Here is a 15,932-nt window from a genome sequence, read left to right as displayed (position 1 = left end):
CCCCAAGTGGATATTTGAAATGTCTCTGAGGCTCGGGGCTTTTGCTCCGAGCGCATCATCTAGTCAAACATTGAACAGCGGACGGGTTTGCGCGCTGAGACTTTTCGTACGAGCGGTTCTTCAAAGCTGAGACCGGCAATTTCCATGACGAGTTTCATCCGGATTGCATCCTCGAAGCCTTCCTTCGATCTGACAGGGATTGCAAAGGAGCCGGGCCCGCCGATGACACAGTCTTCATAGTAGTGATCGAGGTTGAGCATTGCCTGCCAGGAATTGGCATTGGCTTTCATCATCAGGGGGAGGCCATTGATCGTGACGCCTGATGAAAGCAGCTTGTCACGTATCTGGGTGACGGAGCCGCCTTGGTTGTTTGGGCCATCGCCAGAGATGTCGATGACGCGTCGCAGGCCATTGTACTTGTTCGCCTGTACAAGTTCGACTGATTTGGAAAGCGCGGAGGCGATTGAGGTTCGCTGGACCTGTCGAAGTGGCGCCTCGGCGATATGGGATGCGAAGGCAGACGCAGACGCCTTGTCCTTTATCACCATCCATTCGGCGACCATGAAGTGTTCGTCAACGCCGCCCCATTCCATGTAGGCGACCGCGATGCGTCCTATCGGACCGTATTTGACAGCTTCCAGAACCTCGTCAGATGTCAGGGCCGCAACATAGCCGGCCCTTTGGACTTCCTGTTCTTCCGTGTCCATTGATTGAGAAATGTCGACTGCTAGGACGAGCTCGACATCGACTTCATTCGCGGGATCGTGGTTGAAGGTGTAGCCGGATTTGGCCGGCATGGTGAAATCGCGGGCATGGGATGGGACTGTACATATGCCTGAAACAAGACCGGCAAGTAGGGACGCACCGGTAACGCAAACCGTTTTCTTGTATGTGTCGAGACGCATGACTTGTGCTCCTATTCTGACCCGAAGGTTGATTAGTCACGTCTCCCCCTTTTCTATTAGAGGTCGAATTTCTTAGCGCTTCGTTCCTCGTGAAAACGTCGGATTATCTGGAGGCTTCCTTAGTTGTCAAAACTACTTTGCTTGAATATTCACATATGAATACTGCTTGATTTTGTTTGTCTGGCAAAATGAAAAAGCGCACATAGTGCATGTATTCCACAGGAAGAGTGGTGAGTGGTGGAGAATCAGGGGCGGCTAGAAGGCGATTGATCGGGGAAAGGGTACAAACTGCGCGGCGTCTGCACTCATCTTGGGCGTTCAGCCTGCTGTGTAAGCAGTCTTGCTGCAAACTTTGAAAAGGTTCGTGAGTCTGGGACTTTTTACCCGCAAGGTGCTTGACGCCATGGGGCTGTCCGGGCAAACATCTGAATAAATTCTCAGTCGATGAAGATTTTTTCAGACTGCGAGAGTCGAGGGCAAGGCTGAAGGAGTCTTCTTCTTGATTATTCTGATATCGTATTTGCTGCGGCAACTGCGAACAAGGTCTCAGATTGAATGAGGCTTTTAGAAGAGGTGGTGAGACGCCCATGCAGGCGCGCGACGATGACTGGACGAACTATCTTGCGATCAGAGCTGCGTGGCTGTCCTTTGTCGGTGGGCGAACGCAAGGCGAGATCGCGTCTCAACTTGGGATCTCTCCAGCAAAAGTGCATCGCCTGATCGCTCACGCCCAAAAGGCCGGGTACGTCAAGTTTCATGTTGAAGGCCGGCCGCTTGAGTGCCTGGAGCTTGAAGAACTTCTCGCAGATCAGTTCAATCTGAAGACCTGTATCATTGCGCCTGACCTTGGTTCAGGGGATCAGGAGAGCGCAATTCGCGCGGTAGCGTCCGCTGGCGCTCATGTTCTTGCAGGAATTCTGGGCTCGCCAAACGTGAGGAAAGTCGGCGTTGGCATGGGCCGCACGCTCAAGGCCGCAGTCGAGGAAATGCCGCGACTGGCGCGGCCGGACCTCGCGGTGATGTCGATCTGCGGGTCTCTGACTCGCACACTCGCGGCCAATCCTTACGATGTCGTGCAATTGCTTCAGGACCGGACTGGTGGCGAGGGCTATTACCTGCCGGTGCCTTATTTTGCGGAAACGCTCGAGGAAAAGGAGATGTTCCTTGGACAACGTAGTGTTCAGGATCTGCTCGATCGGGCGCGCAAGGCGGACGTCTTTGTTGTTGGCATCGGCTCCGTCGAAGAAGAAGGGCATCTCATCCAAAGAGGGATGATCACGGCTGAAGAGCAGGAAGAACTGGATCAGAGTGGTGCCGCAAGCGACCTCATGGGCCGGTTCTTGACACTGGACGGGGAAGTTGCGCCCGTCCGCATCGGAGATTGTGCTGTCGGTCTTCATTTCAATGAAGTCAAAGGCAGTCGACTGATTGCACTGGTGGGTGGTGAGACCAAGGTCGATGCGACCCTTGCAGCACTGCGCGCCGGTGTCATTACCGACCTGATTGCAGATGAGACCCTCGCGAGGGCTTTGCGTGATCGGATCGGATTAAAGCTGGCGCAATCCGCCTAAAGCGGATGCGTCAAGAGGGGAAGTAATGAGGGACCGCCCCGCTGGGCGGCCCGAAGTGTCGGAGGACATACAAGTGAAGAAGCTCCTGACGATTAGCGTGGCTCTTGCAGGCGTCGCGTTTTCTACGGCCGCTATGGCCGCAGACATCAAGCCCGCAGTCCTTTACGATCTTGGCGGAAAGTTCGACAAGTCGTTCAACGAGGCTGCCTACACCGGTGCCGAAAAGTTCGCCGCGGACACTGGCGTCGCCTACCGCGATTTCGAAATTCAAAACGACAGCCAGCGCGAGCAGGCGCTTCGCAATTTTGCAAAACGCGGTCAGAGCCCGATCGTTGCCATTGGCTTCTCACAGGCCAACGCAGTTGAGAAAGTTGCAAAGGAATTTCCAGACACTCAGTTCGCAATCGTCGACATGGTCGTAGACCTGCCGAACGTTCGCTCGATCGTCTTCAAGGAGCACGAAGGCTCCTACATCGTCGGCATGCTTGCCGCGATGGCTTCTGAAACCGGCAAGGTGGGTTTCATCGGCGGGATGGATATTCCGTTGATCCGTAAATTCGCCTGCGGCTACAAGCAGGGCGCATTGGCCGTAAATGCGGATGCGGAAGTCTTTGAGAACATGACGGGCACGACCGGCGCAGCCTGGAACGATCCGGTGAAGGGCGGCGAATTGGCCAAGTCCCAGTTCGACCGTGGCGCGGACGTTGTCTATCACGCAGCTGGCGGCACGGGCATTGGTGTGCTCCAGGCCGCGGCAGACGCTGGCAAACTCGGCATCGGCGTTGACAGCAACCAGAACGCTCTGCATCCCGGTTCTGTCCTGTCATCCATGCTCAAGCGCGTTGACGTCGCCGTCTACAGCGCATTCGAAGATGCCAAGAACGACGCCTGGACATCAGGCTTCTCCGTTCTCGGTCTCGCCGAAGGTGGGGTTGATTGGGCGCTCGACGAAAACAACGAGAAGCTGATCACGCCGGAAATGAAAGCCGCAGTCGACAAGGCGCGCGCCGATATCGTCTCCGGAACGGTCACGGTTCACGACTACATGGCTGATCAGAACTGCCCGTTCTAAAGCCTTTGAACTCCCCGCGCCGACCGTCATGGTTGGTGCGGGGATTTTGATTTTGCGTTGGGTGCTTACAGTCCGGCGTACTCAAGATCGCTGTTCGTCTTAAAAGGGCCGACAGCTGCAGAACATGTGATCTGACAACATGACACAACGGGACCCGGTTTCCTGCACAAGGGCTGAGCCATGACGCCGGCAATCGAACTTCGGAAGATCAACAAGAGCTTCGGCCCTGTTCACGCCAACAAGGAAATTGACCTTGTCGTGAAAAAGGGGTCGATCCACGGCATCATTGGTGAAAATGGAGCCGGGAAATCGACGCTTATGTCGATCCTCTACGGATTTTATCAGGCGGACCGCGGCGACATTCTCATATCCGGAGAAGAGGTTTCGATTGCCGATTCCAAAACCGCGATCTCTCTCGGTATTGGAATGGTGCATCAGCATTTCATGCTGGTCGATAACTTCAGTGTCCTTGAGAACGTCGTTCTTGGTGCCGAGGGCAGCGCGAGACTGGCTGGTGGCCTGTCCAAGGCGCGCAAGGAGCTCAAGCGCCTTGAGGACGACTATGAACTCCGCGTCGATCCGGATGCCCTGATCGGTGATCTTCCCGTTGGATTGCAGCAAAGAGTCGAGATCTTGAAGGCGCTTTTCAGAGGTGCAGAGATCCTGATCCTCGACGAGCCGACTGGGGTTCTGACACCGGCGGAAGCCGATCACCTCTTCAAGATTCTCGAAGTCCTGAGGGATGAGGGAAAAACAGTCCTTTTGATCACCCACAAGCTGCGTGAGATCATGGCGATCACCGACACTGTGTCTGTCATGCGACGCGGTGAGATGGTGGCGACACGCAAGACGGCCGAAACCTCGATGGAAGACCTGGCGGAGCTGATGGTCGGACGCCGTGTATTGCTCCAGGTCGACAAGAAACCGGCGCAACCCAAGGAAAAGGTCTTGGTGGTGGATGGGTTGAACGTCGTGGACAGCCGCGGCGTTAAGGTCGTCAAGAACGCTTCTTTCGATGTCCGTGCCGGTGAGATTGTGGGGATCGCAGGCGTCTCCGGCAATGGCCAGTCCGAACTGCTGGAAACCCTTGCGGGCATTCGAAGCGCAAGCAAGGGGACGGTCTGGATCGACGGTGAGCTGATCGACCTGGAGAAACAGGACGTCAATGCGGCCTCCATGCGCCAAAAAAATATGGGCCACGTTCCTGAAGACCGTCACCGAATGGGCCTCGTGACTTCATTTGCCGAATATGAAAATGCAATTCTCGGCCATCACAACGATCCCCGATACTCGAAGGGCATGTTGCTTGATGTGGCCGGGATTAAGGAAGCAGCGAGAGCCGAAATCGAAAAATACGATATTCGGCCACCAAATCCCTTGCTCAAAACTGCTAATTTCTCAGGCGGCAACCAGCAGAAGATTGTTCTTGCGCGAGAGATCGAACGCGATCCGACCGTGCTTCTTGTCGGTCAGCCGACGCGGGGCGTCGACATTGGCGCGATTGAGTTCATCCACAAGCGGTTGATCGAGTTGCGCGACGCAGGAAAGGGCATTCTGCTGGTGTCGGTCGAACTTGATGAAATCAGGGCGCTGGCCGATCGGGTTCTGGTCATGTTTGACGGTTCCATTGTCGGCGAACGGGCGCCGGATGCTGATGAAAGCGAGCTGGGCCTGCTAATGGCCGGTGTACACGGAGAAGCGAAATGAGCGCCGGACAACTGCCACGTTGGGTCGATTTCGGCTTGATACCGGCCCTCAATCTGGTTGCGGCCTTTCTTGTGTCCGGGCTGGTGGTGCTCCTGATCGGCGAAAACCCATTGGAGGCCGTTGAAATTCTGCTTTGGGGATCGCTTGGATATGGCGAGGGCATTGGCTTTACGCTTTTCAATGCGACGAGCTTTATCTTTACGGGGTTGGCAGTCGCGGTGGCGTTTCACGCCGGGCTTTTCAACATCGGGGGCGAGGGGCAGGCCTATGTTGGCGGTCTCGGTGTAGCCTTCGCCTGCTTGGCTCTTGATCAATACGTCCCCTGGTGGGTCACATTGCCATTCGCAGTGGCTGGCGGCGCGCTTTTCGGTGCGGCTTGGGCATTCATTCCGGCATGGCTGCAGGCGACACGTGGAAGCCACATCGTCATCACGACGATCATGTTCAATTTTATTGGCGCGGCCCTGATGGGCTATCTGCTTGTCGACGTCATCGCCAAACCGGGATCGATGCAACCCGAAACGCGGACCTTCGAGGATGGAGGGCGCCTGCCTTTGCTGGACAACCTGATCCCGGGTGAGTTTTTCGGGACATCGCAGGTGAACTTGTCGCTGGTCATTGCCCTGATCTGTTGTTTCCTGGTTTGGGCACTGATCTGGCGGACGCGGCTGGGCTATGAAATCCGGACGTTCGGCGCAAATCCGACCGCCGCTGTCTATGCCGGCATTTCACCGGTACGCATCACGATCGTGACCATGCTGATTTCCGGCGCCATGGCCGGGCTTATGGCGATCAACGAGATCATGGGTGCTCAGCACCGGCTGATACTCGAATTTGTGGCGGGCTATGGCTTCGTGGGTATTGCGGTCGCTCTGATGGGGCGTGCTCATCCGGTTGGGATCGTGTTGGCAGCCATCTTGTTCGGCATGCTTTACCAGGGCGGAGCAGAGCTTTCGTTCGAAAAACCCGCCATCACCCGCGATATGATCATTGTGATCCAGGGGCTGGTGATCCTCTTTGCCGGCGCCCTTGAGTACATGTTCCGACCGGCCCTGGTACAGCTTTTCAGCTTTGCCGGTGCTCCGGCTGGTCAGGCGGAGTAGGAGAAAGCCATGTTCGAGACTTATCTCCATACGATGATCCTGATCCTGGACTCCACAGTCCGATTGTCGACGCCATTGCTTCTGGCGTGTCTCGCGGGGCTCTACTCAGAGCGCTCGGGCGTCGTTGATATTGGACTTGAGGGCAAGATGCTGGGAGCTGCCTTTGGGGCAGGCGCCGTCGGATATATGACAGGCAACGCTTGGCTTGGATTGCTGGCTGGCATTGGCGTATCGATCTTCCTGGCCCTGCTGCACGGCTTTGCCTCCATAACCAATCGAGGCAACCAGATTGTTTCGGGCGTTGCGATCAACTTCCTGGCTGCGGGGCTGACAGCCCTCCTGGGACAATCGTGGTTTCGGCAGGGTGGCCGGACACCTCCCTTGCCCAAAGAGGGCCGGTTTCAGGACATTGAGCTGCCGTTTGTCGAACAGGTTGAAACAGTTCCTGTCATCGGGCCGATCTACTCTGAGCTCCTGTCAGGCCACAATATCCTGGTGTATCTGGCCTTCGCCGCAGTCCCTCTTACCTGGTGGGTTCTCTTCAGAACACGTTTCGGTCTGAGGCTGAGAGCTGTGGGCGAAAACCCGGCTGCGGTTGATACGGCAGGCATTTCAGTTGTCTGGCTCCGCTATCGCGCCGTGATTGCTTGCGGTATTTTGTGCGGAGTTGCTGGCAGCTACCTTTCGATCGCCCAATCTTCAGGGTTCATCAAGGACATGACGGCGGGTCGTGGCTTCATCGCCCTTGCCGCTCTCATCTTTGCGAAGTGGAAGCCGGGAAATGCGATGCTGGCTTGCCTACTCTTCGGCTTCCTTGATGCTGTTGCGATCCGGCTGCAGGGGCAGGAAATCCCGGGTATTGGCGATGTGCCTGTTCAGTTCTTCCAGGCCCTGCCTTACATCCTGACAGTAATCCTTCTCGCCGGTTTCATCGGCAAGGCTATTCCGCCCAAGGCCTCGGGCGTTCCGTACTTGAAGGAACGGACATGACGCAGATTCAAGACCTGTTTGACGCGGCGAAAGCGGCACGCGAGAACGCCTATGCACCTTATTCCAAGTTTAAGGTTGGGGCGGCGCTGCGCACAGAAGATGGCTTGGTCTTTGCCGGCTGCAATGTCGAAAACGCGGCTTTCCCCGAAGGCGTTTGCGCGGAAGCCGGCGCGATCAGCGCCATGGTGCTGGGTGGCGGCAGCCGTATTACCGAGGTCGTCGTCATCGCTGATGCAGCGCTTTGCACGCCATGCGGGGGGTGTCGTCAGAAATTGAAGGAATTTGAAGGTCAGGGCATGACCATCCACGTGGCGGATCTCAAAGAGATCAAGCAAAGCTTCACGATGGATGGATTGCTGCCTGCCGGATTTCAACTCGAGGAAAAGGACTGACAACCCATGAGTGGTTATGGTCGTGAATGCGCCGATATCGTCCGCGCCGCCCGTCCGGGTTCCTATCGCATTGGCATGATCCTCGGCTCTGGCCTGGGATCTCTGGCCGACGAAGTGGAAGATGCTGTTCGCATTCCCTATTCTCACCTGACGGAGTTTCCGATTTCCTCGGTGACATCGCATTCAAGCGAATTGGTCGCCGGGACGTTGGCTGGTGTTCCCGTCGTAATTCTGTCCGGGCGTGCGCACTACTATGAGGGCGGCGATCCGACCGTGATGCGTACCCCGGTTGAAACGCTCAGGGAGTTGGGGTGCGAGATCTTGCTGGCCACAAATGCGGCAGGGTCTCTGCGCGAAGATGTAGCTCCGGGCAATCCGATGCTGATTTCCGATCACATCAACTGGTCTGGAAAAAATCCGCTGATCGGGGAAGAGGATGAGAAACGTTTCCTTGACATGAGCTCTGCCTATGACCCGGATCTGCGCGCCGCAATGACGAAGATCGCCGAGGCGACGGGAGCAGCAGTGCCGGAAGGGGTGTACATGTGGTTCTCCGGCCCGTCTTTCGAGACGCCCGCGGAGATCAGAATGGCAAAGGCACTCGGTGCTGATGCGGTTGGCATGTCCACTGTGCCGGAAGTGATTATCGCGCGGTTTCTCGGTATGCGCGTTGCCGCGATGTCGATCATCACCAACTACGGTGCGGGGCTGCAGGCGCACGCCTTGTCTCACGATGAAACGAAGAGTGTCGCGCTCAAGGGCATGGACCGAATGAAACAGCTGGTTCGCGCCTTCGTGAAGGAAATCGGAAATGACTGATGCGCTCAAGGTAGCAACTGCCAAGCGAGCTTTGGGGTTGGTTGACCTGACCAATCTCAACGACGATTGCACAGCCGCAGATATTACGACCCTCTGCAAGCGAGCGGTCACGGATTACGGTCATGTGGCCGCAGTCTGCATCTGGCCTCGTTTTGTCCAGCAGGGTGTTTCTGAACTGAAGGGCACGGGCGTCAAGGTCGCGACCGTCGTCAATTTCCCCGATGGCGGTGTTGATACATCAAGCGTTGTCGCAGAGACCGAGCAGGCCATTCGCGACGGGGCGGACGAAATCGACCTTGTGATGCCCTACAAGGCGTTCATGGATGGGCGAAAGGGATTTGCCGAAGAGCATATCATTCGCGTCAAGGCGGTGATCCCGGCACCCGCGATCCTCAAAGTCATTCTCGAAACCGGTGAGATCAAGGACCCTCTCCTGATCCACATGGCGTCCGAAATTGCGATCAATGCGGGAGCGGACTTTATCAAGACGTCAACCGGCAAGGTTCCTGTCAACGCGACGTTGGAAGCCGCTGAAGTGATGCTGACCGTCATTGAGGAAACGCGTCGCGACTTGCTGAAAGATGTTGGCTTCAAGCCTGCGGGCGGCATTCGTACCGTTGATGACGCTGCTGCCTATCTGGCGCTAGCGGACAAGGTCCTTGGTCAAAACTGGCCGTCGGCGGCGACTTTCCGGTTTGGCGCAAGCGGCCTTCTGGATGCGCTGCTCGGAGCCATCGAAGGATCTGATGCGTCTGCGGGAGAAGGGTACTGATTATGCTTCCGCAGGAGATCATCCGGAAAAAACGTGACGGCGGTGAGCTGAGCCCCGAGGAAATTTCCTTTTTCGTGCGCGGCCTCGCCGATGGCAGCGTGACCGAAGGCCAGGTCGCCGCGCTTGCGATGGCGGTCTTCTTTCAAAAGATGAGCGTTGACGAACGCGTTGCCCTGACCCTCGGCATGCGAGACAGTGGCGACGTCATGGACTGGTCGGATATCCAGGCGCCTGTTCTCGACAAGCATTCGACTGGCGGAGTGGGCGACAATGTCTCCCTCATGCTTGCGCCAGCTCTTGCCGCCTGTGGCGCGGCTGTGCCCATGATTTCCGGCCGAGGATTGGGGCACACGGGCGGTACACTCGACAAGTTCGATACGATTCCTGGCTATCAGACGCAGCCGGACAACGAGCTTTTTCATAAGGTTGTCAAGGAAGTCGGCTGCGCCGTCATTGGTCAGACCGGCAATCTCGCGCCTGCCGACAAGCGCTTCTATTCCATCCGGGATGTCACTGGCACTGTCGAAAGCCTGGATCTCATCACCGCATCCATTCTCTCCAAGAAGCTTGCCGCTGGCCTGCAGGGATTGGTCCTCGACGTGAAATGGGGGACTGGTGCTTTTATGGCGACGCTTGATGAGGCAAGGGACTTGGCAGAAAGCCTTGTCCTCGTCGCCAATGGCGCAGGTCTGAAGACAACGGCACTTCTGACCGACATGAACGAGCCGCTTGCATCGGCCGCAGGCAATGCGGTTGAGGTCCAAAATGCGGTGGACTTCCTGAAAGGCACGGCGATCGACAACCGTTTGTGGGATGTGACGGTTGCCCAAGGCGGTGAGCTTCTGGCGACCGGAGGTTTGGCGCCGACAGCCGAGATCGGCTCCGACCTGATGCGTGAAGCCTTCGAGAGTGGTCGCGCCGCAGAGGTCTTTGCCAAGATGGTATCTGCCCTGGGTGGTCCGAGCGACTTTTTGGAAAAATCCGAGATCTACCTTCCCAAGGCCTCGGTCACGGCTCCTGTCTATGCATCGCAAGATGGCGTCGTCACTCATATTGATGCAAGGGCTGTCGGTGTCGCGGTGGTGGAGCTTGGAGGCGGTCGGAAGGCTGCCGCGGACATCATCGACCCCGCGGTCGGTCTTACAGAGCTCGCCGGTGTCGGACATCGCGTGGACGCGGACGCTCCGATTGCGCTTGTTCACGCATCTGATGAGGGCTCAGCGGAACGGGCTGCTATCGCGCTTAGGAACGCTTATCGCATTGGAGGCGCAATGGAGGTTTCAGATCTCCCAAGCGTTGTCGATCGAATTGCGCCCTAAAGATTTCAGACGCCAAGCGTCGTGCTGACCGGCAACGCTCTAGTGCCAGGCCAGAAACGGTCAAGAACAAGGTTGCTTGAAGCAGCCGTAAATTAAGAGGAAACCCGCATGTCACGTGCGATACTGTGCGTCCTGGACAGCTTCGGGATCGGTGGCGCGCCAGATGCTGAACGGTTCGGCGACGCCGGTTCTGACACGCTCGGCCATATCGCGGAAGCTTGCGCCCGAGGTGACGGTGATCGTGAAGGCTTGCGCAAGGGGCCGCTCCACTTGCCGAACCTGGACAGGCTCGGACTTGGCCGCGCTTCCAGGCTGTCGAACGGAATTGCTGCGCCTGGCCTTGATTTTACGGGAGAGCCAGATGGCATCTGGGGCTGTGCGGCCGAGATCTCCAATGGCAAGGATACACCATCAGGCCACTGGGAGATCGCCGGCGTACCGGTGCGCTTTGACTGGGGGTACTTTCCAGACACTGTTTCATCCTTCCCTGAGGCCTTGATCAGCGACGTGATTGAACGCGGCGAGATTCCTGGTGTTTTGGGGAATAAGCACGCGTCTGGCACGGTCATCATTCAGGAACTGGGTGAGGAGCACCTTCGGACAGGCAAGCCGATCTTCTATACGTCTGCCGATTCCGTCATCCAGATCGCAGCCCATGAAGAACACTTCGGGCTTGAGCGGCTATATGCACTTTGCGAACTCACGCGTGAGCTTGTCGACCCCTACAATATAGGCCGCGTGATTGCCCGGCCGTTTGTTGGCAGCTCGGCGGATGACTTCATTCGCACGCCCAATCGCCGGGACTACTCAGTGCTGCCGCCAGAGCCGACGCTTCTGGACCGTCTCGTCGAACAGGGGCGCAGTGTGATCGGCGTCGGAAAGATCTCCGATATTTTCGCGCACCAGGGCGTCAGCAAGGTCCTGAAGGGGGCCGGAAACGACGAACTTTTTGAAAAGACGTTGGAAGCGATGGCCTTGGCGAAAGATGGCGATCTCGTTTTTTCCAATTTCATCGACTTCGATTCTCTCTATGGCCATCGGCGTGATGTCCCAGGGTATGCAGCCGCCCTTGAGCATTTTGATCGGCGTTTGCCTGAAATGATTGCGCAGCTGTCTGAAGGTGATCTTCTGATCCTGACCGCGGATCATGGCTGCGATCCCACTTGGCAAGGTACGGATCATACGCGCGAGCATATTCCGGTGATCGGAACAGGGCCGGGTGTCGCAGGCAGATCGATCGGCGTTCGGCCGACTTTCGCAGATATCGGCGAGAGCATTGCGCTTCATCTGGGCATAGCACCCGGTGCTCATGGGACGAGTTTTCTCTGAACTTTGACAGCCCAGATGGAATCCGAGCTGACGTCGAATCGAAATTCATGACAGCATGTGAGGTCTCGGCCGGGGGATTCATGAACTATGGATACAGGCGGTCAATAAACTGGCGACAGCGAGAACATGATCAACAAGATGTCGGTGCCCAAGGCTGAATTGCATTGCCATATCGAGGGTGCCGCGCCGCCGTCTCTCGTGTTGCGCCTGGCAGACAAATATCAGGTCGACGTTTCTTCGATCATCAACGGCAATGGCAAATATGTCTGGTCGGATTTCACCAGCTTTCTCCAAGCCTATGACCTTGCAAGTTCTGTTTTCAAGACTCCCGCTGACTATGCTCTCTTGAGTGAAACATACTTCCGCATGTTATCGGCAGAGGGCGCGATCTACGGCGAGATCTTTATTTCACCAGATCATGCACAGGCCGCAGGTCTGTCCTACCGTTCCTATGTTGAAGGCCTTGCCGCGGGAATCGAGCGGGCCAAAGAAGAGACCGGCATCGAAGGCCGCATGATCGCAATTGGCGTCCGCCATTTCGGGGCGGCGTCCGTCGAGCGTGTCGCCAAGGAGGTGATCGGCAATCCTCATCCGATGGTCACGGGTTTTGGACTGGCAGGTGATGAGCGCGAGGGTCATCCGGCGAACTTTGCCAAGGCATTCAGAATGGCGGGTGACGCCGGCCTCGGCTTGACCGCTCATGCTGGGGAGTTTGGTGGTCCGGACAGCGTCGTCGCCGCACTGGAGTTCTTGCGCGTCAAGCGTCTGGGACACGGGGTAAGGGCAATCGAGGACAAGGATCTGGTCAAGCGACTTGTCGACGAAAATGTGGTTCTCGAGGTCTGCCCGGGCTCAAATCTCGCACTCGGTGTATATTCGGTTCTGAGGTTTCACCCGATCAACTTGCTGCGCCGGGCTGGAGTCCAGGTCACGCTGAACTCTGACGATCCGCCGTTCTTTCACACGACGCTCGGCAAGGAATATGCGAGCGTTTCCAAGACATTTGGCTGGAGCTTTGAAGACCAGATGGAGATCACCCGAAACGCTATCGAATCAGCGTTTTGCGATCACGCGACCAAGCAGCGTCTCCTGGTCAGGTTGGATAGTGCGCACGTCTCCTGATTGATGGACGGATCGTCAACCACCCGGCTTTGTACCGAGGTCTCTTTCGTCAGCGCGATCATTCAATTCGTCCTGATCTATCCGGGGATCGAGCAGGGATGTTTCCGGGGTGCTCAAGCGCCCTGTTGAAACAACAGGGACAAAATCGGTCTTCTCATCGGTATCCAGTGTCGCGCGTTGAGTCATGCGCCAAATCGCGAAGATGATCATGCAGAGATGCGCGACAGCAGTGACTTGAAACAGGGCGCCCGGATAGGTCGCAGTCATCAGGCCAGCTGCAGCGAGAGGGCCAATCATGGTGCCAGTGCCGAAGATCAGCAGAAGACCGCCGCTGGTTTTGAGAAAATCGCCAGGGTCCGCATGGTCACTCGCATGAGCAACGATCACCGGGTACATGGCGTAAATTGTTCCGCCGAACGCGGCGACCAGGGCGATGGTCACGCTTGTGTCATAGTCACCGAAGAGTGACAGGCAGGTGCCTATACCCATTGCTATCAAGGCCACGGAGATGAGCACGATTCTTCGATCGAGACGATCCGAGACATATCCGATCGGGATTTGGATGACGGCACCGATCAAAAGCGCGAGGGACATCATGATCGCGATATCTGACACCTCGAGGCCTATGCGCCGACCGTAGACAGCCCCAAGCGTTCCGAAGGCGCCGTTCGATATGCCGACAAGGAAAATCGCAACGACCGCGATCGGGGAATTCCTCCAAAGCAGTTTCGGGTCAAGTCTTGCCTGGGTCAGAGGCGCTGGTGTCAATGCAGTTGAAAGGGCGGTGGGAAGAAGGGCTAGGGAATAGATGATGGAGCCAAGCACAAAGAACAGATAACCATTTGGATCGCCGAGTGTCAGAAGCATCTGGCCAACCGTGGTCGCTCCGAGGTTTATCATCGTGTAAATGCCAAAAATCTTGCCGCGTGTTTCGTTGGTGCCGCGCTCATTCAGCCAGCTTTCAACGATCATCGCGGCACCTGCGAAGCAGAAGCCTGACAATGAACGAAGCAGGACCCAGGCAAATGGATGGAGCAGCAACAGGTTGAGAAGCAGGGTGATACCTGCAAGCGAAGCCAGGACGCCAAACGTTCGAATATGCCCAACACGCTGCACTATCAGCGGAACGGCAAGACACCCGGCCATAAACCCAAGGGCCCATCCGGCGCCAAGCAGACCGAGCGAAGTATCTGAAAATCCTTCAGCGAGTCCGCGAACTGGCAGCAGCAGGCTATGGATCCCGCCGGCAAGAAGCAGCAACGCCGAACCGGTCAAAAGGGCTGCGATCGAAAAGACTGTCGACATGATGTCTCAACAAGTTGGCGGTCAACTTAGACCGGCTTAGGCAGGACGGCGCGCATTGAACTCTCCCGCTAAAAAACAACAGAGAACAAACGGTTGCCGTTGTTGATGATTTGAACCCGTTGGAATATCAGCCCAAATCACCATGTAGTTGCCTAATCCGTTGGGATAGGAAAAGTTCCATATCCATCAGTGTATCTGGCTAATCCGCAGGTAAATTGTGTTGTCAGAGGCACCAAAGCCGAATTCGTGAAAGTCGATTGATTTATGAGTGATAGCAACACCGTCTCTGCGGCTGTTTCAATCCTGAGTGTTGAAACAGCTGTTGTTCGTACACAGCAGATCTTGCAAGCGGCATACGATGGCAAAATCATCGGATTGCGCATTCACCCGGAGCGCCTGCAGACCGCCGTCAGCTGGGCAGCTGCAGAAGTCGAGAAAAACTATCCCGATCACCAGATTCCGCCGCTCGGATGTTGGCGCCACTTTGAGACGGGAGAGATTGACCGATGGGGTATGCTCGCTGGAGCCCGAGGCTTTGAAACCGCCGAGGAAATGCTGAGGTCAGCCGGAGACCTGGCAGTCCTGTCGGCGGTCATGGATGTCGCACTCCGGCCGGACTGGACATTTGTCGAACCGGTCTCAGGTGTAGCCTTTGAGGGCGCATTGGGGCGCTCTTTAGCCACCTTGGCAATGTTCACCGCTGGGACGTTTTCCGCAGAGCCAAACGATCCATTGCGCGTCGATGCGCACGCGTTGATCCGCCTCGAAGAAGCAGAAATTGCTGATGGCGTTCAGCTGACCGAGTTGGAGGATGGCTCTGAAATTTCTCAGCTGACAGCATTGTTGCGACGGCTCGGGGAGACAATCGGATTGCGCCCCGATTTGTTTGAGTTGGAGGATGAAATTCGCCCCGGCTGCTTGCTGCAAAACCTGAGCCTGCAGGAGACTGATGGCATTCTCAAAGCATCGAACATCGTGGATGGATTGCTCGACGGTTTGTCACCTCTGTGGCAGGGTGGCGCGATGTTGGACGAGGTCATCCTCGGTGACACCTGGCAGCATGAAGGTGCGTTGAAGGTCGGGCTTGCATCAGATCTCGTGCCGTTCCATCTGCCTGCCCTGGCCATTTTTTACAGTCTCATCGAACCCTTGGCCTGGGTCGGTCTTTCCGTCGACGATCTCGAAGCGGTGCCGGGCCTGGCCAATCTTGAGCACGCCGCACTTTTCCTGGCATGTGGTGCGATTGAATTCGAAACCGATACCTCTGAAACTTCGGAGACGCAGGCGCTGGAGTTGCGGGCATCAACCCTCGGCCTCTTGTCAGAGCTTGCTCAAAAGCTACGGGACAAGCTCGATGCGGATGAGACGTCGTTGCCAATGACCTGTGTGCAAGAAGGCGGCACGCTTCCCGCCGGAAGGCTAATTGCACGGGAAAATCCCGAAGCATGGCGAAAAGCGTCAAAAATCCTCGGCGGCGGGGGTGTTTTTTGGCTACCTTTCAGGGCATAGCACTTCAAACTGTTCTG

At 56.6% G+C, this 15,932-nt stretch carries 14 protein-coding genes; 12 read left to right on the top strand and 2 right to left on the bottom strand.

Translation table 11 applies throughout. The features are described from left to right. Positions 1-59: 59 nt before the first annotated feature. Positions 60-905, bottom strand: a complete 846-nt coding sequence (locus ABJZ52_RS12445) for a DUF1194 domain-containing protein (RefSeq protein WP_348192695.1) — start codon at positions 903-905, stop codon at positions 60-62. 587 nt (positions 906-1,492) lie between these two features. Here ABJZ52_RS12445 and ABJZ52_RS12440 point away from each other — a divergent pair. The 11 genes from ABJZ52_RS12440 to ABJZ52_RS12390 all read left to right on the top strand — a co-directional run bounded on the left by ABJZ52_RS12440 (position 1,493) and on the right by ABJZ52_RS12390 (position 13,101). Then, entirely contained in the window at positions 1,493-2,476 is a 984-nt protein-coding gene (locus ABJZ52_RS12440) for a sugar-binding domain-containing protein (RefSeq protein WP_348192692.1), read from the top strand. A 25-nt stretch (positions 2,477-2,501) separates the two neighbouring features. Next, complete coding sequence (locus ABJZ52_RS12435) at positions 2,502-3,548, top strand: BMP family ABC transporter substrate-binding protein (RefSeq protein ID WP_348192688.1); 1,047 nt, start codon at positions 2,502-2,504, stop codon at positions 3,546-3,548. A gap of 180 nt (positions 3,549-3,728) precedes the next feature. After that, complete coding sequence (locus tag ABJZ52_RS12430; RefSeq protein ID WP_348192685.1) at positions 3,729-5,255, top strand: ABC transporter ATP-binding protein; 1,527 nt, start codon at positions 3,729-3,731, stop codon at positions 5,253-5,255. Then, complete coding sequence (locus ABJZ52_RS12425) at positions 5,252-6,358, top strand: ABC transporter permease (RefSeq protein WP_348192682.1); 1,107 nt, start codon at positions 5,252-5,254, stop codon at positions 6,356-6,358. The genes ABJZ52_RS12430 and ABJZ52_RS12425 overlap by 4 nt, the downstream gene beginning before the upstream one ends. Positions 6,359-6,367: 9 nt before the next feature. Further along, positions 6,368-7,348, top strand: coding sequence for an ABC transporter permease (locus ABJZ52_RS12420; RefSeq protein ID WP_348192679.1), 981 nt, complete (start codon positions 6,368-6,370; stop codon positions 7,346-7,348). Next, entirely contained in the window at positions 7,345-7,740 is a 396-nt protein-coding gene (gene cdd, locus ABJZ52_RS12415; RefSeq protein ID WP_348192676.1) for a cytidine deaminase, read from the top strand. The genes ABJZ52_RS12420 and cdd overlap by 4 nt, the downstream gene beginning before the upstream one ends. 6 nt (positions 7,741-7,746) lie before the next feature. Continuing rightward, positions 7,747-8,559 carry a purine-nucleoside phosphorylase gene (locus ABJZ52_RS12410; RefSeq protein WP_348192673.1) on the top strand — a complete coding sequence of 271 codons (813 nt, stop codon included), beginning with the start codon at positions 7,747-7,749 and terminating at the stop codon, positions 8,557-8,559. Continuing rightward, positions 8,552-9,331 (top strand): deoxyribose-phosphate aldolase, encoded by a 780-nt coding sequence (gene deoC, locus ABJZ52_RS12405; protein WP_348192670.1) that lies wholly within the window; start codon positions 8,552-8,554, stop codon positions 9,329-9,331. The genes ABJZ52_RS12410 and deoC overlap by 8 nt, the downstream gene beginning before the upstream one ends. 2 nt (positions 9,332-9,333) lie before the next feature. After that, positions 9,334-10,650, top strand: coding sequence for a thymidine phosphorylase (gene deoA, locus ABJZ52_RS12400; protein ID WP_348192667.1), 1,317 nt, complete (start codon positions 9,334-9,336; stop codon positions 10,648-10,650). A 108-nt stretch (positions 10,651-10,758) separates the two neighbouring features. Further along, positions 10,759-11,979: a phosphopentomutase gene (locus ABJZ52_RS12395; RefSeq protein WP_348192664.1), complete on the top strand. Its 1,221-nt coding sequence runs from the start codon at positions 10,759-10,761 to the stop codon at positions 11,977-11,979. Positions 11,980-12,105: 126 nt separating this feature from the next. Beyond that, positions 12,106-13,101, top strand: coding sequence for an adenosine deaminase (locus ABJZ52_RS12390; protein WP_348192661.1), 996 nt, complete (start codon positions 12,106-12,108; stop codon positions 13,099-13,101). A 15-nt stretch (positions 13,102-13,116) separates the two neighbouring features. Here the strand turns inward: ABJZ52_RS12390 and ABJZ52_RS12385 are convergent, their stop codons facing one another. Further along, positions 13,117-14,406, bottom strand: a complete 1,290-nt coding sequence (locus ABJZ52_RS12385) for an MFS transporter (RefSeq protein WP_348192658.1) — start codon at positions 14,404-14,406, stop codon at positions 13,117-13,119. A 264-nt stretch (positions 14,407-14,670) separates the two neighbouring features. Here ABJZ52_RS12385 and ABJZ52_RS12380 point away from each other — a divergent pair, with 264 nt between their 5' ends. Beyond that, positions 14,671-15,915: a DUF1688 family protein gene (locus tag ABJZ52_RS12380; RefSeq protein WP_348192655.1), complete on the top strand. Its 1,245-nt coding sequence runs from the start codon at positions 14,671-14,673 to the stop codon at positions 15,913-15,915. The last annotated feature ends 17 nt before the right edge of the window (positions 15,916-15,932 follow it).

It is taken from the genome of Roseibium sp. (genome assembly GCF_039982295.1).
Classification (GTDB): domain Bacteria; phylum Pseudomonadota; class Alphaproteobacteria; order Rhizobiales; family Stappiaceae; genus Roseibium.
The sequence above is the reverse complement of the archived record's forward strand: the minus strand, read 5'-3'. Positions and strand labels throughout refer to the sequence as shown.

What these genes read in the sequence shown, in the direction of transcription:
- ABJZ52_RS12380 (WP_348192655.1), top strand. Translation starts at nt 14,671, where the DNA reads ATGAGTGATAGCAACACCGTCTCTGCGGCTGTTTCAATCCTGAGTGTT.
- ABJZ52_RS12445 (WP_348192695.1), bottom strand. Translation starts at nt 905, where the DNA reads ATGCGTCTCGACACATACAAGAAAACGGTTTGCGTTACCGGTGCGTCC.
- cdd (WP_348192676.1), top strand. Translation starts at nt 7,345, where the DNA reads ATGACGCAGATTCAAGACCTGTTTGACGCGGCGAAAGCGGCACGCGAG.
- ABJZ52_RS12410 (WP_348192673.1), top strand. Translation starts at nt 7,747, where the DNA reads ATGAGTGGTTATGGTCGTGAATGCGCCGATATCGTCCGCGCCGCCCGT.
- ABJZ52_RS12420 (WP_348192679.1), top strand. Translation starts at nt 6,368, where the DNA reads ATGTTCGAGACTTATCTCCATACGATGATCCTGATCCTGGACTCCACA.
- deoA (WP_348192667.1), top strand. Translation starts at nt 9,334, where the DNA reads ATGCTTCCGCAGGAGATCATCCGGAAAAAACGTGACGGCGGTGAGCTG.
- ABJZ52_RS12425 (WP_348192682.1), top strand. Translation starts at nt 5,252, where the DNA reads ATGAGCGCCGGACAACTGCCACGTTGGGTCGATTTCGGCTTGATACCG.
- ABJZ52_RS12435 (WP_348192688.1), top strand. Translation starts at nt 2,502, where the DNA reads ATGAGGGACCGCCCCGCTGGGCGGCCCGAAGTGTCGGAGGACATACAA.
- ABJZ52_RS12385 (WP_348192658.1), bottom strand. Translation starts at nt 14,406, where the DNA reads ATGTCGACAGTCTTTTCGATCGCAGCCCTTTTGACCGGTTCGGCGTTG.
- ABJZ52_RS12440 (WP_348192692.1), top strand. Translation starts at nt 1,493, where the DNA reads ATGCAGGCGCGCGACGATGACTGGACGAACTATCTTGCGATCAGAGCT.
- ABJZ52_RS12390 (WP_348192661.1), top strand. Translation starts at nt 12,106, where the DNA reads ATGATCAACAAGATGTCGGTGCCCAAGGCTGAATTGCATTGCCATATC.
- ABJZ52_RS12430 (WP_348192685.1), top strand. Translation starts at nt 3,729, where the DNA reads ATGACGCCGGCAATCGAACTTCGGAAGATCAACAAGAGCTTCGGCCCT.
- deoC (WP_348192670.1), top strand. Translation starts at nt 8,552, where the DNA reads ATGACTGATGCGCTCAAGGTAGCAACTGCCAAGCGAGCTTTGGGGTTG.
- ABJZ52_RS12395 (WP_348192664.1), top strand. Translation starts at nt 10,759, where the DNA reads ATGTCACGTGCGATACTGTGCGTCCTGGACAGCTTCGGGATCGGTGGC.